This window comes from Sodalis ligni (assembly GCF_016865525.2).
Classification (GTDB): domain Bacteria; phylum Pseudomonadota; class Gammaproteobacteria; order Enterobacterales; family Enterobacteriaceae; genus Acerihabitans; species Acerihabitans ligni.
The window spans coordinates 4765739-4787048 of sequence record NZ_CP075169.1 but is presented as its reverse complement, the minus strand read 5'-3'; the positions used below and the strand labels follow the sequence as shown (position 1 = coordinate 4787048).

Annotated in this window: 20 protein-coding genes, 4 tRNA genes and 1 pseudogene; 20 read left to right on the top strand and 5 right to left on the bottom strand. The window is 52.8% G+C overall.

Features of this window, described 5'->3' with window-relative positions; genetic code table 11:
* The first annotated feature begins 170 nt into the window (after positions 1-170).
* The 3 genes from GTU79_RS22465 (at position 171) to GTU79_RS22455 (ending at position 2923) form a co-directional block, all read left to right on the top strand.
* Positions 171-1829, top strand: a complete 1659-nt coding sequence (locus tag GTU79_RS22465; RefSeq protein ID WP_214513386.1) for a hypothetical protein — start codon at positions 171-173, stop codon at positions 1827-1829.
* Between the two features lie 271 nt (positions 1830-2100).
* Positions 2101-2619, top strand: coding sequence for a hypothetical protein (locus GTU79_RS22460; protein WP_214513385.1), 519 nt, complete (start codon positions 2101-2103; stop codon positions 2617-2619).
* The gene (locus tag GTU79_RS22455; RefSeq protein WP_214513384.1) at positions 2609-2923 is read left to right on the top strand and encodes a hypothetical protein; all 315 of its coding nucleotides are present in this window, start codon (positions 2609-2611) and stop codon (positions 2921-2923) included. The genes GTU79_RS22460 and GTU79_RS22455 overlap by 11 nt, the downstream gene beginning before the upstream one ends.
* A gap of 340 nt (positions 2924-3263) precedes the next feature.
* On the opposite strand, the gene GTU79_RS22450 is transcribed toward GTU79_RS22455, so the two are convergent.
* Together GTU79_RS22450 and GTU79_RS22445 are read right to left on the bottom strand one after the other, a co-directional pair.
* Positions 3264-3923 carry an amino acid ABC transporter permease gene (locus GTU79_RS22450; protein WP_214513383.1) on the bottom strand — a complete coding sequence of 220 codons (660 nt, stop codon included), beginning with the start codon at positions 3921-3923 and terminating at the stop codon, positions 3264-3266.
* 27 nt (positions 3924-3950) lie between these two features.
* Positions 3951-4721, bottom strand: a complete 771-nt coding sequence (locus GTU79_RS22445) for an amino acid ABC transporter substrate-binding protein (RefSeq protein ID WP_203524821.1) — start codon at positions 4719-4721, stop codon at positions 3951-3953.
* Between the two features lie 406 nt (positions 4722-5127).
* Here GTU79_RS22445 and pncC point away from each other — a divergent pair, with 406 nt between their 5' ends.
* From pncC to luxS, 12 genes and pseudogenes are all read left to right on the top strand, one after another.
* Positions 5128-5616, top strand: coding sequence for a nicotinamide-nucleotide amidase (gene pncC, locus GTU79_RS22440; RefSeq protein WP_203524820.1), 489 nt, complete (start codon positions 5128-5130; stop codon positions 5614-5616).
* Between the two features lie 231 nt (positions 5617-5847).
* A complete protein-coding gene (gene recA, locus GTU79_RS22435) occupies positions 5848-6918 on the top strand; it encodes a recombinase RecA (protein WP_203524819.1) in 1071 nt (356 codons plus the stop codon).
* Positions 6919-6968: 50 nt separating this feature from the next.
* Entirely contained in the window at positions 6969-7508 is a 540-nt protein-coding gene (locus tag GTU79_RS22430; RefSeq protein ID WP_203524818.1) for a regulatory protein RecX, read from the top strand.
* Positions 7509-7710: 202 nt separating this feature from the next.
* Positions 7711-10337, top strand: a pseudogene (alaS, locus tag GTU79_RS22425) (alanine--tRNA ligase).
* 250 nt (positions 10338-10587) lie between these two features.
* Positions 10588-10773 carry a carbon storage regulator CsrA gene (gene csrA, locus GTU79_RS22420; protein WP_132926210.1) on the top strand — a complete coding sequence of 62 codons (186 nt, stop codon included), beginning with the start codon at positions 10588-10590 and terminating at the stop codon, positions 10771-10773.
* Between the two features lie 263 nt (positions 10774-11036).
* A tRNA-Ser gene (locus GTU79_RS22415) sits at positions 11037-11129 on the top strand.
* A 9-nt stretch (positions 11130-11138) separates the two neighbouring features.
* Positions 11139-11215: transfer RNA gene (locus GTU79_RS22410), tRNA-Arg, on the top strand.
* Positions 11216-11375: 160 nt separating this feature from the next.
* Positions 11376-11452: transfer RNA gene (locus GTU79_RS22405), tRNA-Arg, on the top strand.
* Between the two features lie 158 nt (positions 11453-11610).
* Positions 11611-11687, top strand: a tRNA-Arg gene (locus GTU79_RS22400).
* Between the two features lie 200 nt (positions 11688-11887).
* Positions 11888-12454, top strand: coding sequence for a fructose-1-phosphate/6-phosphogluconate phosphatase (gene yqaB / locus GTU79_RS22395; protein ID WP_132928018.1), 567 nt, complete (start codon positions 11888-11890; stop codon positions 12452-12454).
* Positions 12455-12646: 192 nt separating this feature from the next.
* Positions 12647-14209, top strand: coding sequence for a glutamate--cysteine ligase (gene gshA, locus GTU79_RS22390; RefSeq protein ID WP_203524816.1), 1563 nt, complete (start codon positions 12647-12649; stop codon positions 14207-14209).
* A gap of 161 nt (positions 14210-14370) precedes the next feature.
* Positions 14371-14886, top strand: a complete 516-nt coding sequence (gene luxS / locus GTU79_RS22385) for an S-ribosylhomocysteine lyase (protein ID WP_203524815.1) — start codon at positions 14371-14373, stop codon at positions 14884-14886.
* Between the two features lie 58 nt (positions 14887-14944).
* On the opposite strand, the gene GTU79_RS22380 is transcribed toward luxS, so the two are convergent.
* Together GTU79_RS22380 and GTU79_RS22375 are read right to left on the bottom strand one after the other, a co-directional pair.
* Positions 14945-16237: an HlyC/CorC family transporter gene (locus GTU79_RS22380; protein WP_132926214.1), complete on the bottom strand. Its 1293-nt coding sequence runs from the start codon at positions 16235-16237 to the stop codon at positions 14945-14947.
* A 52-nt stretch (positions 16238-16289) separates the two neighbouring features.
* Positions 16290-17081 carry a cytochrome C assembly family protein gene (locus GTU79_RS22375; RefSeq protein ID WP_132926216.1) on the bottom strand — a complete coding sequence of 264 codons (792 nt, stop codon included), beginning with the start codon at positions 17079-17081 and terminating at the stop codon, positions 16290-16292.
* A gap of 166 nt (positions 17082-17247) precedes the next feature.
* On the opposite strand from GTU79_RS22375, the gene ffh reads away from it, so the two are divergent.
* The 5 genes from ffh (at position 17248) to rplS (ending at position 20798) form a co-directional block, all read left to right on the top strand.
* Complete coding sequence (ffh, locus tag GTU79_RS22370; RefSeq protein ID WP_132926218.1) at positions 17248-18609, top strand: signal recognition particle protein; 1362 nt, start codon at positions 17248-17250, stop codon at positions 18607-18609.
* Positions 18610-18777: 168 nt separating this feature from the next.
* The gene (gene rpsP, locus GTU79_RS22365; protein ID WP_132926220.1) at positions 18778-19026 is read left to right on the top strand and encodes a 30S ribosomal protein S16; all 249 of its coding nucleotides are present in this window, start codon (positions 18778-18780) and stop codon (positions 19024-19026) included.
* 18 nt (positions 19027-19044) lie between these two features.
* Positions 19045-19593, top strand: a complete 549-nt coding sequence (gene rimM, locus GTU79_RS22360) for a ribosome maturation factor RimM (protein WP_203524814.1) — start codon at positions 19045-19047, stop codon at positions 19591-19593.
* 38 nt (positions 19594-19631) lie between these two features.
* A complete protein-coding gene (trmD, locus tag GTU79_RS22355) occupies positions 19632-20384 on the top strand; it encodes a tRNA (guanosine(37)-N1)-methyltransferase TrmD (RefSeq protein ID WP_132926224.1) in 753 nt (250 codons plus the stop codon).
* 66 nt (positions 20385-20450) lie between these two features.
* A complete protein-coding gene (gene rplS / locus GTU79_RS22350; protein WP_132926226.1) occupies positions 20451-20798 on the top strand; it encodes a 50S ribosomal protein L19 in 348 nt (115 codons plus the stop codon).
* Positions 20799-20929: 131 nt separating this feature from the next.
* On the opposite strand, the gene GTU79_RS22345 is transcribed toward rplS, so the two are convergent.
* Entirely contained in the window at positions 20930-21304 is a 375-nt protein-coding gene (locus tag GTU79_RS22345) for a DUF2799 domain-containing protein (protein WP_214513382.1), read from the bottom strand.
* Positions 21305-21310 lie beyond the last annotated feature (6 nt).

Here is a 21310-nt window from a genome sequence, read left to right as displayed (position 1 = left end):
TTTGATAATTATTCTGGCCTAGATATATTCCGTTGATTATATACCGGAACATGAAATATAGGTTGCGGTAAAAGAGGAAGTTTATGCATGATACCTTTACACTCCTTCAGACGAAAATCCCCGTCGAGCCCTTGAGGAATGATAGCGCTAATCTTGGGGATAAGGCCGATGTGTCTTCCAACGCTGAGAGTGCGTCGAGACAATTGGAATGGCAGTTCAATGAAAATAACGCGCTGGGACAAACAGAATTAGCGACCGAAGCGTTAAAAACCTGCGCGATAAATCTCGACCGTCAGCTAGATGCTCTCAACTGCGAGTTGTTGGCTACGTTGCGTCCCCATGAACTCAATGGCGCGGAACGTCTCCTGGCGAGCGCCGAAGATTTATTGAAGAACGGAGAAGATGCGCCGCTCTCTACCTTAGTCGGTACAGACGAAGATACCATCGCGAAGCATTTGCGCGTTCAGTTACAGCGCCAGCCCTCCGCTGAATTTATGGAACGCGGCAGGACGCTGCTGGATTGCATCGGCAGCGTGCTGGCCAATGATTTTACCCTGTTATCCGGCAACGCGGCGCGCCGTACGGGGAACGTGATTGCGGTGGCGGCGCGAACCGGCACCATCGTTGCCCTGACCACCATGTTGCGCCAGCTGCTGGGTTTTGCCCTGGAGCAGAACTTCCATTCTTTGGGAAAAGACGCTTCGCTTACGCCGCGTATGGTGGCGGGAATCGCTTCGCTCCTGATTGGACCGGGACTCAATCTGGCCGGTGCGGTACGCGATGAAAGAAACGGTTTAGCCACCCCGGCATCACGGATTTCGCGCACCTGGATGGGGCTTTTGAGCCTCGGCGGTTTGCTGATTGCCTCGGCCTATGATCCCGTCGCCGTAATCGGACATAAGCTGGCCGCCATCGGACCGCAAATGGCGGCATATACCTTGGCCCGCGATCTGCTGCAGATGTTTTTTCCGCTTCATGAGAATGGCGGGACCAATGCCACCGGGATGTTGTGCTCCGGCTTTATGTATGGCATTGCTCAACTATTACTCGGCGAGGGCATGGTGAATTTCGCCCCGCAATCCGGCGCGGAATATCTGATCTCGGAAGCGGGCCGGCTGGCAGAGCCCATGGCGGACTGGGCGGCGGCAAGCGCGGCCATGGCCCTGATTGAACCAAACCATCTGCACGATCTGCTGCGCAGCGCCATGAATACCGCCGTGGAAATGTTTGATGAGCTGCAAAGGCCGGCGTTGATGCGCTATTTTTCAACTCAACAGGGAACCGGCGCGGCGCAGGGGGAGGCCGAGGCAGCCCCTGAGAAAGAGCCGTTGACCGCGGGCACGGCTGCTTTTGCCTCGGGCGCGGTTACAACCCTTAGGTCAGCGTCGGATAAAAACAGCAGCCGCAGTATATCGGCCGAACCGTCGTCTGCCGGGGACAAGCGCCGCCGGTCCTCCTCGTTCAACGGACCGGACCAGGGCCGGGAAGGAGTACGGATAGGCCTTGATCGGCCGCGCATCGGTGCCGGTTCCTGGCCCACCTCGGGTCAGTTGGCCGACAGTATGCTCACCACCTGCGCCATGCGCACCTCGGTATTTGAAGCGGTAGTGGCTATTGCGCTGACGGTGTCAACCGCCCTGCAAAAAACCCGGCTGGAGCAAACGGAACAATGCCATATTGTGAGCGCCCTGATTGGCGGGTTGGTCATGGTGGGATATCCCGCCTTTGTCTGTGCTCATTTGACCGGCTCTTCGTCCCCGGACTCATTAGCGCCCGCTGCCGACCCCGGTACCAGTCCTGATCCCGCAGCGATAGAAAAACAGGGATAAGCGGATAGCGGCGACAAAACCATGCCATGGTCCGGCCCGGTTTATGGCCGCGTGCTAATAATTAATCTTGCTTAAAGCTTGCAGCCTTGATTCCATGTTTCTAAATAAAGCGGATAAAACCCTGAATGTCGCGCTACCGGAGGTGTCTATGGGTCAAAGGCCGGCCGGCTCTTTTATCCGCCTTGGCCGTTTAAGCTATGAAATGAAGCGTTTACCATCAAAATGGTAAACTCGACCAGCGTTATCACAATCTGATTTATCGGGGGACGGCATGGATGGAGTTTTGATTTTCTGTAAAGACTCAATATTGAGGTTTCGTTCAGATTATGACGATCTGACGGCGGTCCCCCTCTTATCTATCCAGGATTGTCTTGAGGAAGAAAATGCGCTTTTCCTCCTGCAATATTTTCGCCATCGCGTGATCATTGAAGAGGGCACGACGCTATCTGATATGTTTTTGGCCATAGAGCCCTGGGCCGGCGTACTGGCGGCGTACCTTGACATAGATGTGAGGGCCTATATCGATGAAATCAGAAAACCCTCGCAGGTGGAGGCGGTATTCGACTGGATTGGCATTCAGAAAGTGACGTCGGTGCATCGCGCTTATCAGCATCATGACATTCATGATGGTGAGGACCTCACCAGCTATTTCAACCGTGAACGCATACCCACCAAGCATTTTGATATTGAAGCCGCCTGTACGGCCAATGGCTATAAAATGGCGATAAGGAGCATTACAGTATCAGCGGTGATATACATACCATCAAAACGTACCGGTGGTGATAAGTGACCGCCAAGTTTTGGTCAGCTATGGACAGGATAAAAATAATCTATTGAATCATCGGCATGCGGGTGTCGTGGTTAATAATAAGACAACCTATATACAGGGTGGGATAGCCTTTTCGTTGAATGAAGTTATGGAGGCGCTGTTCAATGACGGCTTGTTTTATTTTTCGCCGCAAATCGCCAGCCATGATATGGCGAAGATTAAAGAAATGGCTGAAATAATTGAAAAAATGAGGATGAAAGCAGAGAGGCGGCCCTGTATTCCGGAATTGATGAAGAGGAGAAGCTGGAGGCAGTCAATAAGATAAAAGTTGAAATTGCCGAAGGGCATTCGACCCGATGATTGATCATATGGAGTCAGAACAGGCCTATTGGCAATATGTTAAATCCTGTGCGACTCAAACAGCGAACTTCCCATTCGCATCGGCCAAATCGATGAGGCCAAATCTCCAGAACATTGGTTTTACAATTTTATAATGGATGACAACTGAGTGCGTTATCATCTTTCCATCAAATTCTTAGCTCTATTTCTTGAGAGTATTTACTCTAAATTTCCATGACTACCCGTTATTCATGATGACGCCCCCTTCAGCGCCATTAAGCATGCCGCTAGGCGTGCGTTTAGTGAAAGGGGACGGGAAGCGTGCGTCATTCGTAACGGCGGAAATAGATTTCCAGCTTGGTTTGCAACTTGCCCAGTACCGTACAGAACATTAGGTAGATAAACGCCGCTTCAATATACAAAATGAGCGGTTCATAGGTGACGGATACGATGCGCTGGGCCGCCAGAAACATTTCCTGTACCGTAATCACCGCAGCCAGGGAGGTATCCTTGATAAGCGAGATAAACGAATTGGCCAGCGGCGGCAACGAGACAAATACCGACTGGGGCAAGATAACCCGCCGCATGGCCTGCGGACTGCTCATGCCGATGGAATATGCCGCCTCCCATTGCACCTTCGGCACCGAAATGATGGCGCCGCGGATAATCTCCGAGCTGTAGGCGCCCACGTTGAGGATAAAACCTATCAATGCGGCCGGGAAGGCGTCCAGCGTGATGCCTGCGCTGGGCAAACCGTAAAAGATAACGAACAGCTGTACCAGCAAGGGAGTGCCGCGAATCACCCAGACATAAAAGTCCGCTATTCCTTTAAACGGTTGTGGGCCATACAGCCGGATCAGCGCCACCACAAAAGCCAGCGCCAATCCTCCGATAAAGGAAAGAACCGCCAGCGGCAGGGTAAACATCACTCCGGCTGTAAATAACCGCCAAAAGGAGTCCAACATCAGTTGAAGCCAGGATGGCATCGGCAAGAACTCCTGAATGATAAAAAATTACTTGGAGATATCCTGTCCGAAATAACGGATAGAAATAGTTTTATAGGTGCCGTCCGCTTTCACTTCATCCAATGCGGTATTCAATGCTTTCACCAACTCCGGCTGATCTTTGCGGATCAGGATGCCTGAAGGCGCGTTTGCATCCTGGGATGCCACCACTTTCAGCGGCGCGTCAGGTTTGTGCTTTTTGAAATCGAGATAGGATAGGTTGTCGTTAAGGGTCGCCGCGGCGCGTTTGCTTAAGACCAAATCCAAAGATTGATTGAATCCGTCAGTGGGTACCAGGTCGGCGCCGTATTTGGTCGCCAGCTGTGAAAAATTACTGGTTAGACTTTGTGCCGCCTTTTGCCCCTTTAAATCGGCAAAATCTTTGATGGTGGTATTATCGTCACGGGTAATCAGAACCACTTTTGAATCGATATAGGGTTTGGAGAAATCAAATTTAGCCTGGCGCTCCGGTGTTATTCCCACTTCGTTGATAACCGCGTCATACCGCTTTGCGCTCAGTCCGGCGATAAGCCCGTCCCAGCGGCCCTCGATAAACTTGGCCTTAACCCCGAGCTTGGCGGCAACGGCACGTCCCAAATCAACGTCGAACCCCACCAGATTATTATTGCTGTCGTGAAAGGTATAAGGGGCGTAAGTTCCTTCGGTACCGAAACTAATGGTGCCCGCGGCCTTGATTGCCGCCAGTCCGTCTTCCGCCTGAGCCTGCAGCGCGGTAAAAAACAGGGACCCGGTTACCAGAGCTAATGTGATTTTTTTCATCGTTATTCCTGAGAGTGACAGTGGAAAAGACGCAAGAGGCGCCTTATATGTCGGAGAATGCTAATCCACTTTGTATTTTGCAATAAATTCCATTAAGTCATTAGAAAGCACATTAAATTATAACGGATATTTTGGAAAGAACGATAGTGCATCAGCCGTGGAGAGACAAGCGAAAAATCGATTTTGCCAATCCGTGGTCCGGCCCGGCTATAATAGACCTGCGAGCCCCGTTTATCCATTCGCCCATTGCCGTTGCGGCCGGTTGTCGCCGAAGCCGCTATGCTGTTCGTCGGATACCGGAGCCCGAGGTAAAAATTGGAATGCGCCTTGCACTAATTCAATAAAAACGTCACGGGAGCCTGCGAGTGCATTCCCGTTGGCCTATTTCACATCAGGATGGGGTATTATGAAAGACGACGAACTTTTTCAACTGAGCGCCCGCCTCGGGGAGGCCCTGAAAGAGAAGGGCAAGTTTATTACCTGTGCCGAATCCTGTACCGGCGGTTGGATAGCCAAGACCATTACCGATACGTCAGGCAGCGCCGGCTGGTTCGATCGCGGTTTTGTGACTTACGGGAATCAGGCAAAATCGGATATGCTGGGCGTCAAGGTCAGTACGCTGGAGCACCATGGGGCGGTGAGCGACCCGGTGGTGCTGGAGATGGCGCAGGGAGCGCTGGCGGCGGCGGGGGCTGATTACGCCGTGGCGGTCAGCGGCATTGCCGGGCCGGACGGTGGGACGATTGAAAAACCGGTGGGCACGGTGTGGTTCGGGTTTGCCGCGCGGCATCGCGCGCCGTTTTCCCAACTGATGCATTTTGACGGCGGCCGGGATGACGTCCGCAGGCAGGCGGTTCACTTTGCCCTGAAAACCCTGTTGGACACATTTTTCTGAAAAACACTTGATACTGTATGATTGTACAGTATAATTGGCAACACTAGCGGTATGTGCCCAATGGCTTTCAAGTTGCAGCAAGGCGGCAAGGCTGAGAACCCCCGGGAGCTTAGTAACTAAGTGGCTGGGGTGGGTGGGCGCGACCAACGCCGCTGCAACTTGAAAGATGACGGGCATAGATGTTTGGCGAAAGAGGGTGGCGATGTCGCTCCCCGCTTGATAGGAGTTGAAATGGCTATTGATGAGAATAAACAAAAGGCGTTGGCGGCGGCATTAAGCCAGATTGAAAAACAATTTGGCAAAGGCTCGATCATGCGTCTCGGTGAAGATCGGTCAATGGATGTCGAGACGATCTCCACAGGTTCTCTTTCCCTTGATATTGCGCTGGGCGCAGGCGGTTTGCCCATGGGGCGCATAGTTGAAATCTATGGGCCGGAATCCTCGGGTAAAACAACGCTGACCCTGATGGTCATCGCCTCCGCGCAGCGCGAAGGTAAAACATGCGCATTTATCGATGCCGAGCATGCCCTGGATCCCATCTATGCCAAAAAATTGGGTGTGGATATCGATAACCTGCTGTGTTCACAGCCGGACACCGGTGAACAGGCTCTGGAAATTTGTGATGCATTAACCCGCTCCGGCGCGGTGGATGTCATTATCGTCGACTCCGTCGCGGCGCTGACGCCGAAAGCGGAAATCGAGGGTGAAATCGGCGATTCCCATATGGGACTGGCGGCGCGCATGATGAGCCAGGCCATGCGTAAACTGGCGGGCAATCTCAAAAACGCCAATACCCTGCTGATCTTTATCAACCAGATCCGTATGAAAATCGGCGTTATGTTCGGGAATCCCGAAACCACTACCGGCGGTAACGCCCTGAAGTTTTACGCGTCAGTACGCCTTGATATCCGCCGCATCGGCTCCATCAAAGAGGGCGAAGTGGTGGTGGGTAGCGAGACGCGCGTGAAAGTGGTGAAAAACAAGGTAGCCGCGCCCTTTAAACAGGCTGAATTCCAGATTCTTTATGGGGAAGGCATCAACGTCCACGGCGAATTGGTCGATCTGGGCGTCAAGCATAAGCTGATTGAAAAAGCCGGCGCCTGGTACAGTTACAACGGCGAAAAAATCGGCCAAGGCAAGTCCAACGCCTGCGTCTTCCTCAAAGAACGCCCCGAGATTGCCGCCGAGCTGGATAAAAAATTGCGGGATATGTTATTGCACAATACCACTGACGCCGGTTTTGCCGGTGAGAGCGAAAGTTTTGATGAAAGCACCGTCAATGAAAGCAGTGAGGAAATGTAAGCTTTGCATGCCGGGAAAGCGCTCTTTTTCGGCGAGTGAAGGTTAACGCCATGGCCGCGTTGCTCGATCGTGCACTACATATACTTTCAATGCGGGATCACAGCGAAGCCGAGCTGCGGCGCAAGCTGGCGATGCAGCCGCCTGCGCAAGGGCGGCGATGGAGTCGTCGTTCGTCCGCAGCGGCGGTAGATCCCACGGTAAAAGAAGACATTGAAAAGGAAGTCGATGCAAAAGAACGTATGGCTGAAATCTCTGAAGCCGAGCTTGAGGCCGCCATCGACTACTGTCGCCAAAATGATTGGCTGAACGATAGCCGCTTTGCCTTAAGGTATGTTAACAGCCGCAGTAAAAAAGGGTATGGCGAACAAAAAATTCGCATGGAGCTTATCCAAAAGGGAATAGACCGGGACACCATTGATACCGCCTTTAGCGAGGCGGGTATTGATCGATCTGCGCAGGCCCAGGCAGTGGCATGGAAAAAATTCGGGCAACCTCTTTCCACCGATCGCCTGGTAAAAATCAAAGTGCAGCGTTATCTTCTTTCCCGCGGTTTTTCTTTTGAAGAAATACAATCAATCTATACCCAGTAGATTTCAGGTTGCAGCCAACATTGCTGCAACCCTAAAGATGATGGGTATAATAAATTTATAAATTGGTTGCGATGGGATTTTACTTCGCATCAAAGAAAATTTATCTTATTCCCACTTTTGAGTTCGTGAACGCTACTGTAGCGCCCTAATACTGCGCTATTCTGTTTTCGATCCGTTTGTTTAGCTTGATTCCGGGACAACTATGAGCAAGAGCACCGCTGAGATCCGTCAAGCGTTTCTCGATTTTTTCCATAGCAAAGGACACCAGGTAGTCGCAAGTAGCTCCCTGGTGCCTGATAACGATCCGACATTATTGTTCACCAATGCCGGCATGAACCAGTTCAAAGACGTTTTCCTCGGTCTGGATAAACGCCAGTACCAGCGCGCCACCACGTCGCAGCGCTGCGTTCGCGCCGGCGGTAAGCATAACGACCTGGAAAATGTCGGTTATACCGCCCGTCATCATACCTTCTTTGAAATGCTGGGCAATTTCAGCTTCGGCGACTATTTCAAACAGGACGCCATCAGTTTTGCCTGGGAGTTATTGACCGGCGAGCAGTGGTTTAACCTGCCGAAAGAAAAACTGTGGGTGACCGTGTATGAAACCGATGATGAAGCCTACAACATCTGGGCGCAGGAAGTGGGCGTGCCCCGTGAACGCATCATCAGGATCGGCGATAACAAAGGTAGCGCCTATGCCTCGGATAATTTCTGGCAGATGGGGGATACCGGCCCATGCGGTCCCTGCTCGGAAATCTTCTACGATCATGGCGAACATATCTGGGGCGGCCCTCCGGGGAGCCCGGAAGAAGACGGCGATCGTTATATTGAAATCTGGAATCTCGTTTTCATGCAGTTCAACCGGCAGTCGGACGGAACCATGCTGCCCCTGCCGAAACCCTCCGTGGATACCGGCATGGGATTGGAGCGCATCACCGCGGTATTGCAGCATGTGAATTCCAATTATGACATCGACCTGTTCCGCACCCTGATCGGCGAAGTGGCGAGCGTGACCGGCTGCACGGATCTTTCCAGTAAATCCCTGCGGGTGATTGCCGACCATATCCGGTCTTGCGCCTTCCTGGTGGCGGACGGCGTGGTGCCTTCCAACGAAGGTCGCGGTTATGTCCTGCGGCGCATCATCCGCCGGGCCGTGCGCCACGGCAATATGCTGGGCGCGCGGGAGACGTTTTTTTATAAGCTGGTGGGGCCGTTGATCGACGTGATGGGACCCGCCGCTGAAAGCATGAAGCGGCAACGCGCCATGGTTGAACAGGTGCTTCGCACGGAAGAAGAGCAGTTTGCCCGCACCCTGGAACGCGGCCTGGCGCTGCTGGACGAAGAGCTGGCCAAGCTTAAAGGCGATACGCTGGATGGGGAAACCGCTTTCCGCTTGTATGATACCTACGGGTTCCCCCTGGATCTCACCGCCGATGTTTGCCGCGAGCGGCAGTTAAAAGTGGATGAGGAAGGTTTTGAACGCGCCATGGATGAGCAGCGTCGCCGCGCCCGCGAATCCAGCGGGTTTGGCGCCGATTACAACAGCATGCTGCGGGTGGATGACGCCACACGATTCTTCGGTTACGAAGAGGTGCGGCATCAGGGTAAGGTTACCGCGCTGTTTCGTAACGGCCAGTCCGTGCCCGCGGTACAATCCGGCGAGGATGCCGTGGTGGTGCTGGATGAAACCCCCTTTTACGGCGAGTCCGGCGGTCAGGTGGGCGATAAGGGCGAGCTGAAAACGTCGCTGGGGCTGTTCAAGGTGAGCGACACGCAAAAATACGGCCAGGCCGTAGGCCACCTGGGGCAGCTCGCCTTCGGGGAATTGAAGGTCGGCGATCGGGTCGAGGCCAGCGTCGATGAAGAGCGTCGTAACCGCATCCGTTTGAACCACTCGGCCACGCATTTGCTGCACGCCGCGCTGCGCCAGGTTTTGGGGGATCATGTGGCGCAAAAAGGGTCGTTGGTTAACGATCAGTACCTGCGCTTTGACTTCTCCCACCCGGAAGCCATGAAACCCGAGCAGATTCGCAGGGTGGAGGATATTGTGAATGAGCAGGTTCGCCGCAATCTTCCCATCCATACCGATATCATGGATCTGGAATCAGCACGCGCCACAGGCGCCATGGCGCTGTTCGGCGAGAAATATGATGCCAAGGTACGGGTGTTGACCATGGGGACTTCTCCACCGAGCTGTGCGGCGGCATTCATGCTTCCCGCACCGGTGACATCGGGCTGTTCCGGATTTTGTCCGAATCCGGCACCGCCGCCGGCATCCGCCGTATCGAGGCGGTGACCGGGGAAGGCGCGCTGGCAACCGTGCATCAGCAGAGCGATATTGTCCGCGATCTCGCCCAGTTGGTGAAGGGCGACAGCCAGAACCTGTCCGATAAGGTAAAAGCCTTGCTGGAGCGTACCCGCCATTTGGAAAAAGAGCTGCAGCAGCTCAAAAGCCAACAGGCTGCCCAGGAGAGCTCCGCGCTGCGCGGTAACGTAAAATTGATTAACGGCGTCAAGGTGCTGGTGAGTAAACTGGACGGAGTGGATCCCAAAATGCTGCGTAACATGGTCGACGATTTGAAAAACCAGCTGGGTTCCGCGGTGATTGTCCTGGCGACCGTGGCGGATGATAAGGTCAGCTTGATTGCCGGTGTAACGAAAGATTTAACCGATCGTATCAAAGCCGGTGATCTTATCAGTCATCTGGCGGGTCAGGTCGGTGGTAAAGGCGGCGGACGGCCCGATATGGCCCAGGCCGGCGGCAGCGATGTCCAGGCTTTGCCCGCGGCATTGGCAGGCGTTGAAACTTTCTTGGCAGCCAAATTCTGAGCGCGATAAGAATACGTTATTATCAACGCCATAGCTTTCTGTTAAGTTATGGCGTTTGGATTCGTATTATTCCCGGGGTCAAAAGTTAGGCGCGAAGCTGGTCATATCGACTAAACTTATACCTGATGTTGAAAGTTGTCAGCCTGCTGGCATTTTATGTCACTAACATGACTTACGTTTTCACGGTATATGATGGATAATGGCGGGAAACTGAGAGACCCGACTCTTTTAATCTTTCAAGGAGCAAAGAATGCTTATTCTGACTCGTCGAGTTGGTGAAACCCTCATGATTGGCGATGAGGTAACGGTTACGGTTTTAGGAGTCAAGGGCAACCAGGTACGTATCGGTGTCAATGCGCCTAAAGAAGTTTCAGTTCACCGTGAAGAAATATACCAGCGTATTCAGGCTGAAAAGTCGCAACAGAACCCATTCTGATTTTCATGCGCCTTGCATTAGCGAGGCGTAGCAAATTATGTTTCGAAGTTTTCTAATTCATTTCTAAATATTCCTCAATTCAATCGCCCTTAAGCTGCTTTCAGCGGATTAAGGGCGGTTGTCCGCTATTGCGCTGTCAATGTGTTCAAGTTGCATGGGATTTAGGCAAACGCTTCACAGACGGGAAAAATTGTTTGACTTATCAGGCCGGGAAAGTAATATGTGCGCCACGCAGTGCCGATGAGCTTTAACACCGGCGCGTAGGTGAGGTGGCCGAGAGGCTGAAGGCGCTCCCCTGCTAAGGGAGTATACGGTCAAAAGCTGTATCGAGGGTTCGAATCCCTCCCTCACCGCCATTTATTAATGCATCCATAGCTCAGCTGGATAGAGTACTCGGCTACGAACCGAGCGGTCGGAGGTTCGAATCCTCCTGGATGCACCATTCACTGTTGGAATAGCGCCATCAGTGGTAAGTAGTGAATAAAATAATCGATGTTAGTTGTTACAATATCATTGTTTATTAGGAGATACATTGGATTATGCCGGCATCTTGCGGCAAGTAACAAAAGCGAACGCTTGGGTTATTATCCATCAAACACAATGCATCCATAGCTCAGCTGGATAGAGTACTCGGCTACGAACCGAGCGGTCGGAGGTTCGAATCCTCCTGGATGCACCATTTCCGCCTTGATTAATATCAGTATGAAAACGCTTGTTAATAACAATTAACGCTAATAGCTGAATATTGTTATTTATCAGCGAAAATACATGATTCAAGCAGAGATACGGTTGCTCAGTAAAGCGGGCTCCGGGTGGTATAAACCACTTCATCGTATTGCATCCATAGCTCAGCTGGATAGAGTACTCGGCTACGAACCGAGCGGTCGGAGGTTCGAATCCTCCTGGATGCACCATTTCGCTCTTATCTGCAAACCCTTTCAGCCGTGTGACTCAACCTTTTCCTATGGTTCCCTGTGGCCGTAACGCGCTCGTTTCTCCGCAATTTCTCCAATGCCGCCGACAGCTTTCACTCACGGGTCTCCCTCACGGAAAAAAGACAATGTTATGACTTTGCGTTACAGTAAAGCCCTATTATGGGTATCAGGAAGCGATGATGTACGACCAATACGATGGGCTGATCTTTGATATGGACGGAACGCTGCTCGATACAGAGCCCACCCACCGCAAAGCCTGGCATCATGTCCTTAAGCAATACGGTATGCAGTACGATGAGTCTGCGATGGTATCGTTAAATGGATCGCCAACATGGCTTGTTGCTAAAACGATTATTGACTCTCATCATGCCGCTATGGATCCCTATATCTTAGCCAGTGAGAAAACCGCGGCAGTCAAGGCTATGTTATTGGAATATGTCAGGCCGCTGCCGCTGGTCTCGGTGGTAAAAGAGTACTATGGCAAACGTCCGATGGCGGTTGGCACCGGCAGCGAGCATAGCATGGCTGTGGCATTGCTCGAACATCTGGGGTTGCTGAGTTATTTTGTTGCGGTGGTGGGTGCGGATGACGTGAGCCATCATAAACCGCATCCTGAGACCTTTTTGCGCTGCGCCGAACTGATGGGTGTCGTTCCGGAAAAATGCGTCGTTTTTGAAGATGCTGATTTTGGAATTTTGGCCGCAAAATCCGCAGCAATGGCCTATGTTGATGTAAGGTGCCGTTAATCGTTAACCGCCAGTATTATTCTTGGCGAAACGGGCCTGCCCAGCCGAGGGTATTTCACTCGCGGCGACCCGGTAGCACATTCGCACACATATGGGCCGGATGTTAAATGCGTTAATGATAACGATAGATAGCCATAAACGGGCAGATTCAATTATGCTAACCCAATTTAAATTTTTCCGCGGGAGGTCAATTTGATCCCGGACGTATCAGAAGCGCTTTCATGGCTGGAAGCCAACCCCCACGCATTAAAAGGTATTCGTCGGGGGGTCGAACGTGAAACGTTGCGTATTTCCGCCGATGGAAGTTTGGCGCAGACCCCGCATCCCGAATCCCTTGGTGCGGCGTTGACACATAAATGGATTACCACGGATTTTGCCGAGGCGCTGCTTGAATTTATTACGCCGGTAGATGATGATGTTGATCATCTATTAACATTTTTGCGGGATATTCACCGCCATGTGTCGCGCCATCTGGGTGACGAACGCATGTGGCCGTTGAGCATGCCCTGTTTTATCGATAGCTCACAGCCCATCGAGCTGGCGCAGTATGGCTCCTCCAACCAGGGCCGCTTCAAGACCCTGTATCGCGAAGGACTGAAAAATCGCTACGGCGCGTTAATGCAGGCCATTTCCGGCGTACATTACAATTTTTCGCTGCCCTTGGCATTCTGGCAGGCGCGCGCGGGCGTCAAAGACGAGATCGATGGAAAAGATGAAATTTCCGCCTGCTATCTGCGCTTGATCCGTAATTATTATCGCTTTGGCTGGATCATCCCGTACTTGTTCGGCGCGTCGCCGGCAATCTGCTCGTCATTTATTGACGGGCGCAAGACCAATTTGCCGTTTGAAAAAGCCGAATCCGGCATGATCTACCTGCCATACGCCACCTCGCTGCGGTTAAGCGACCTGGGGTATACCAGCAAGTCGCAAAGTCAATTGGGCATCACCTTTAACCGTTTGCCTGAATATATTACCGCCCTGAAACAAGCCATCAAGACTCCGTCCGCGGATTATCAGCGCATCGGCCTGAGGAAAAACGGGCAATATTTGCAGCTGAACACCAACGTCCTGCAAATTGAGAATGAACTTTACGCGCCAATCCGTCCCAAACGCATTACCCGGCCGGGGGAAACGCCTTCAAACGCCTTGCAGCGCGGCGGCATCGAGTATATCGAAGTTCGCTCCCTGGACATCAACCCCTTTTCCCCTATCGGTATCGATGAACAACAGTCGCGCTTCCTGGATCTTTTCCTGATATGGTGTACGTTGGCCGAGGCGCCGGAAATGAGTGCGCAAGAGCTGTTGTGCACCCGGACCAATTGGAATAGCGTCATTCTGGAAGGGCGTAAACCCGGCTTGATGCTAAGCGTTGATTGCGGCGCGGCGCAGATGCCGCTGGCGGACGTGGGCAAAGAATTGTTCAGGGATTTACGGCGCGTGGCGGAAATTCTCGACAGCAATAATCATAACCGGCTCTACCGCCAGGCCAGCGATAATCTGGTGGCGGCTTTCGACGATCCTGAACTGACGTTTTCCGCCCGGATATTAAAGGGCATGCGAGAGCATGGTATCGGAGGGCTGGGTATGAAGCTTGCCAATGATTACCGCCGGATGCTGTGCGACGAGCCGCTGGAAATCTTGACCGAAGAGGCGTTGGCGGCGGAACAGGCGCGTTCATGGCAGCGTCAGCGGGAACTTGAGGCGGCGGATACATTGAGTTTTGATGAATATCTGGCCAAACAGAACGGCGAGTAGATGATAAAGAAAAGGCCACAGAATATGTGGCCAAATAAACATCTCTGAAGACAGGGATGATGATAACAAATGCGCGTCTTTCATATATTCAGACTCGCGGACAGTAAAAAAGTTTCCACGATCAGTAAAAAAATTAATTATTTTTTAGAGGAGGTGACGATATGCCACTGTTGGATAGCTTTACCGTAGACCACACCCGCATGGCGGCGCCAGCGGTTCGTGTTGCTAAGACCATGAAAACCCCCCATGGCGATACCATCACTGTCTTTGATTTGCGCTTTTGCCGACCAAATCTGGAGGTTATGCCTGAACGCGGCATTCACACTCTGGAACATTTATTTGCCGGTTTTATGCGTAATCATCTCAACGGCGACGGCGTGGAAATTGTCGATATTTCCCCCATGGGATGTCGTACCGGGTTTTATATGAGCCTGATCGGCGCACCGGATGAACTCCGGGTTGCCAAAGCATGGAAAGCCGCGATGGAAGATGTGCTGAAGGTAACCGATCAGAGAAAAATCCCTGAACTGAACGAATATCAATGCGGAACCTATCATATGCACTCCCTGCCGGAAGCGCAGGAAATAGCCCGGCATATTCTCGATAGCGACGTTCGGGTAAATCACAACGAAGAACTGGCTCTGCCGAAAGAAAAACTGGCGGAACTGCATATCTAAGTTAGCTAAAGCCCTTCTAGCGAAGGGCTTTTTTATAGAATGGTGTTTATGCAGGGGGCTAAACGGCTTCTTCCACGCCCGCTTTAAACGCTTTGAGGGGGGTGATGCGCACCTGCTTGATCATATTGTCCTGTACCGCCAGAATCTCTATCTGGTAATTGCCTATCTGGGTGTGTGTGCCCACTTCCGGAATATCCTGCAACGCCTCCAGCAGCATACCGTTCACCGTGCGCGCCTCTTCCTCGGGCAGCGTCCAGTTAAAGGCCTTGTTCAATTCGCGGATATTGGCGCCGCCTTCAATCAATACCGAGCCGTCGCTTTGCGGGATAACTTCTTCCGCCAGGGTCGGCGACATGGAGGTGGTGAAATCGCCGACGATTTCTTCAAGAATATCTTCCACCGTCACCAGACCCTGTATATCTCCGTATTCATCGACAATCAGCCCGACCTTTTCCTTATTGCGCTGGAATTTGACCAATTGAATATTCAGCGGCGTGCCTTCGGGGATGTAGTATATTTCATCGGCGGCGCGCAGCAGGTTTTCCTTGGTGAACTCCTGCTTTTCCGTCATCAGGCGGTAGGCTTCGCGCACCCTCAGCATACCGATGGCGTCATCAAGATTATCCCGGTAGAGCACGATGCGTCCATGGGGTGAATGGGTAAGCTGGCGAATGATGGAGCGCCATTCATCGTTAACATTGATGCCGACTATTTCATTGCGCGGGACCATAATGTCGCCGACGCTGACCTTTTCCAGATCCAGCACTGAAATCAGCATGTCCTGATTGCGGCGGGAGATAAGCGAGCGGGATTCGTTCACGATGGAACGCAGCTCGTCTTTGCTTAAGGCATCATTCAGATTGGAAGGGACTTTTATGCCCATGATGCGCATCAGGATGCGGGTGATAATGTTGAGCAGCCACACCAGCGGCAGCATGATTTTTTGCAGCGGCACCAGCAGTAGGCTGCTGGGCAGCGCGATTTGTTCGGGATAGAGCGCCGCCACCGTTTTCGGCAGCACTTCGGCGAACAGCAGGATCACAAACGTCAGGACACCGGTGGAAATCGCCACGCCGATATCGCCATAGAGCCGCATACCGATAATGGTCGCCAACGCCGATGCGAGAATATTCACCAGGTTATTGCCGATCAGCACCAGGCTCAGCAGACGATCGGTGCGGCGCAGTAATTTTTCCACCCGACGGGCGCCGCGGTTGCCCTGTTTGGCCAGGTGGCGCAGACGATAACGATTGAGGGTCATCATCCCGGTTTCCGAACCGGAAAAATAGGCGGACACCAGTACCATAATGACTAATATTATTATCAGTGTACTGGTTGAAACATGTTCCAACGTGGAAATTCCTTATAGGCGTTAAACGTGACGGCTGATTGCGGACAGTGGTTCAGCCCGCCATGACATTTTGCCAAACGCGGCTACCGAAGTAGGCCAGTGTCAACAACAGTATCCCCAGCAGGCTGAGCCACACCACGCGGCGGCCTCGCCAACCCTCATGGTAATGACCCCATAATAATGCAATATAAACAAACCAGGCCGCAATCGAGAGCACCGCTTTATGCTGATTTTCGCCGCTGAACATGTTTTGCATATACAGCAGGCCGCTGCCCAGGGTCAACGTTAACAGAATCACGCCAACCTGGGTGATGTGGAACATCTTTCGCTCAATGGTCATCAACGGCGGCATATCAGCGCTGAAGCTCAATTTTTTGGTCTTCAGCAAATGATCCAGCCAGGCCAGCTGGCCGGCATACAGCGCGGCGATAATCAGCACGGCATAGGAAAACAGCGCCAGTCCGATGTGCACCAGCAGTCCCGGCGTTGACTCCAGATGGGTAATGAATTCTCCCGGCATAATGGTGGCGGCCGCCACATGGATCATCGCCAGGATATAAACCACCGGCAGCAGGAACCAGCCCCGGTTGCGGGTGGCCACCACGGTCATCACGATGCAAATCATCAGGCTGACTAATGAGCTGATATTCAGCAGACTCAGGTTTTGCCCCGCCTGAACCGAAAAAATCCGCAGATAGAGCGCACAGGCGTGGCTAACCAGCGCCACGAAGGCCGACAGCAGCGCCAGACGGCGGTAAGCACTGTTCCTGCGCAAAATGCCCGGCAGAATCAGGCCAAGACTTAATGCATAGGCAATAAAAGCCAGAAGGGCTATCCAGGACATATCGGCTTGGGACTTAACCTAAAGAGAGTGAAACGCACAGTATAACGTTAGCGGCGCCCCGCACCAACCGTTCTCGTCGTCAATGCAGCGATATGTCGCTGCTTCGTGTTATAATGGCCGTAATAATGTCGCAGCCGCGGCCGGACCTCAGGTTGAGTAGAGAACGATGTTTGAAAATTTATCCGATCGGTTATCCCGTTCATTGCGCAATATCAGCGGCCGGGGCCGCCTGACAGAAGACAATATCAAAGAAACGCTGCGTGAAGTGCGCATGGCGCTGCTGGAAGCCGATGTGGCTTTGCCCGTGGTGCGTGATTTCATCAACCGGGTGAAGGAAAGCGCGCTCGGGCAGGAAGTGAACAAAAGCCTGACGCCGGGTCAGGAATTCGTCAAAATCGTCCGCACCGAACTGGTCACCGCCATGGGGGCCGAGAACAACGAGCTCAATCTGGCCGCCCAACCGCCGGCCGTGGTGCTGATGGCGGGCCTGCAGGGTGCCGGTAAAACCACCAGCGTGGCGAAGCTCGGGAAATACCTGCGCGAGAAGCACAAAAAGAAAGTCCTGGTGGTCTCGGCGGACGTTTATCGTCCGGCGGCGATTAAACAGCTGGAAACCTTGGCCCAGGCCGTCGCGGTGGATTTTTTCCCGTCAGACGCGGGACAGCGTCCCCTGGATATCGTTAACCAGGCGTTGCAGCACGCGAAGCTGAAATTCTACGATGTTCTGCTGGTGGATACCGCCGGTCGCTTGCACGTCGATGAAGCCATGATGGACGAAATCAAACAGATCCACTCAGCCATCAAGCCGGTGGAAACGCTGTTTGTGGTGGACGCCATGACCGGCCAGGATGCCGCCAACACCGCCAAGGCCTTTAACGAGGCGCTGCCGCTCACCGGCGTGATACTGACCAAGGTTGACGGAGACGCCCGCGGCGGCGCCGCACTGTCCATTCGTCAAATCACCGGCAAACCGATTAAATTCATGGGGGTCGGCGAAAAAACCGAGGCCCTTGAAGCGTTCTATCCTGACCGCATCGCCGGCCGCATCCTCGGCATGGGGGATGTTCTCTCGCTGATTGAGGATATCGAAAGCAAGGTAGACCGCGCCCAGGCTGAAAAATTGGCCAATAAGCTGAAAAAAGGCGATGGCTTCGATTTAACCGATTTTCTCGATCAGCTTAAACAAATGCGCAGCATGGGCGGCATGGCCAGCATGATGAGCAAGCTGCCGGGGGTAGGCCAGCTGCCGGCCAATGTGAAATCGCAAATGGACGACAGCGTCTTGACCCGCATGGAGGCCATCATCCATTCCATGACGCTTAAGGAGCGCGCGCAGCCGGAGATTATCAAAGGCTCGCGTAAACGCCGTATCGCCAGCGGCTGCGGGCTGCAGGTTCAGGATGTCAACCGTATGCTCAAACAGTTCGACGATATGCAGCGTATGATGAAGAAGATGAAGAAGGGGGGAATGGCGAAAATGCTGCGCGGCATGAAGGGTATGATGCCGCCCGGATTCCCCGGTCGCTAGCTGTATACCCTTCATCTTTCGCGTTGCCGCCTTGTCGCGACTCGAAATCTATTGGGTATAGAGATTGCTTTTTGCTCCAAAACGAGTAATATTTTGGGGCTTTTTATACGGCAACCGGACCCCGTTCCTCGATGGGGCCCGGTTGTTTTATTCACTAAAGAGGATGTTATGGTAACAATTCGTTTGGCACGTGGCGGCGCAAAAAAACGCCCGTTCTATCAAATCGTCGTGACCGATAGCCGCAATGCGCGTGATGGTCGCTTTATTGAACGTATTGGTTTCTTCAACCCGATCGCAACCGGTCAGGCAGAAACCCTACGTTTGGATCTGGATCGCATCCAACATTGGGTCGGCCTGGGCGCAACTGTTTCCGATCGCGTTAGCGCGCTGATCAAAGATGCTAAGCAAGCGGCTTAATCTGTCGCGGTGGTCGTTATGAGCAAACAACTCCTTACCGCTATTCCCACCAAGCCCGTTGTTCTGGGTAAATTGGGGTCGACGTATGGTATTCACGGTTGGCTCAGAGTGTTTTCTTCCACTGAAGAATCCGAAAGTATTTTTGACTACCAGCCCTGGTTTATCAAACGGGGCGGCGAGTGGCAGCAGCTTGAGCTGCAAGGCTGGAAACACCACAATCAGGATTTGATCATAAAGATCAAAGGCATGGAAGACCGGGAAGCCGCGAGTCTGCTGACGAATTGTGAAATCGTCGTCGATTCAACGCAATTGCCGCCGCTGGAAGCGGGTGATTATTACTGGAAAGACCTTATGGGTTGCCAGGTAGTGAACACCTCGGGTTATCAGCTCGGCAATGTCATCGATATGATGGAAACCGGCTCCAATGATGTGATGGTGGTGAAGGCCAACCTGAAAGATGCCTTCGGCATGCAGGAGCGATTGATTCCGTTCCTCGACGGGCAGGTTATCAAGAATGTCGATCTCAACGCTCATATCATCGAGGTTGAATGGGATCCGAATTTTTGACCCCGAATGTCAAGCAGTGATACTGGGTGGAATGTGTTATGTGGATTGGGGTAATCAGCCTGTTTCCCGAAATGTTCCGCGCGATTACTGATTACGGGGTAACCGGCCGGGCAGTAAAAAACGGCCTGCTGGATATGCAGTGCTGGAGTCCGCGTGATTTCACCCATGACCGGCATCGTACCGTGGACGAACGCCCTTACGGCGGCGGACCGGGCATGCTGATGATGGTGCAGCCTTTACGGGATGCGATTCACGAGGCGAAAAACAAGGCAGGCGAAGGGGCGAAGGTGATTTATCTCTCCCCCCAGGGACGCAAGCTCGATCAGCAAGGTGTGAGCGAGCTGGCCGCTAACCGGAAGTTAATCCTGGTGTGCGGCCGTTATGAAGGTATAGACGAGCGCCTGATAGCCACCGAAATTGATGAAGAATGGTCAATTGGCGACTATGTGCTCAGCGGCGGCGAACTGGCCGCCATGGCGTTGATTGACGCCGTTTCCCGGTTTATTCCCGGGGTGCTGGGACACGAGGCATCGGCGGCGGAGGATTCATTCGCCGAGGGGTTGCTGGATTGTCCTCACTATACCCGTCCCGAGGTGTTGGCAGGCATGGAAGTTCCGCCGGTATTGCTGTCGGGCAACCATGCTGAAATTCGTCGCTGGCGCCTGAAACAGTCGCTGGGCCGCACATGGCTTAGAAGACCTGAACTTCTGGAAAGCCTAGCTCTGACTGACGAGCAAGCAAAGTTGCTGACTGAATTCCAACGGGAATATCAGTTTGAGCGACAACACTAATAGGGGTATGGCAGCTTTGTCGCTGACAACCCGAACACTCAGTTTATCTAGGGTAAGAGACCTATTATGAGCAACATAATTAAACAGATTGAAGAAGAGCAGATGAAGCAGGACGTACCTGCATTCCGTCCGGGCGATTCCGTGGAAGTCAAGGTATGGGTTGTTGAAGGTACTAAAAAACGTCTGCAGGCATTCGAGGGCGTGGTTATCGCTATTCGTAACCGCGGTCTGCATTCTGCATTCACTGTTCGCAAAATTTCCAACGGCGAAGGTGTAGAGCGTGTTTTCCAGACGCACTCACCGGTTATCGACAGCATAACAGTTAAACGCCGTGGTGCCGTTCGTCAGGCCAAACTGTATTACCTGCGTGAACGTACCGGTAAGTCCGCTCGTATCAAAGAGCGCCTTGGCTAAGCGTACGCTTTCGCAACATCCGAAAGCAAAAAGTTATCAAGGTCGGCCTAAGGGCCGACTTTTTTTACGTCAATTCACTGGCGTGAAACGGCGGTAAAGGCCCTTTGTTGTACACAAGGGCTATTGGCAGCCTAGGGTGACATTTTATCCCGGCCTTTTTGCCATTGCTCTCTAAGTTGATCCGCATCGCTGGCGCCGTCGCAAGCCGCGGGAAATTTTCGCCCTTGCTTCCCTAAGGCCAACATCTTGTCCGGCTGGCAGATCTCAGCCTGTCCCGAGCTATAACCCTTCAAATAATCATCGCGGTCGATTTGCGGGTTGCCGTACCATTCAGCCAGCGTATTATTGTCGCGCACGATTTTCCCCGCCAATGCATCGTGATAACCCGCTTGATACCATTGTGAACCACCCGATCCCGTGGACGGCGGTGGAGACGTCGATCCACAACCTGTCAGGCCACAACCTGTCAGGAGAAACAGCAGGGTGCATAGGGCGGGTTTTTTCATTGGCAC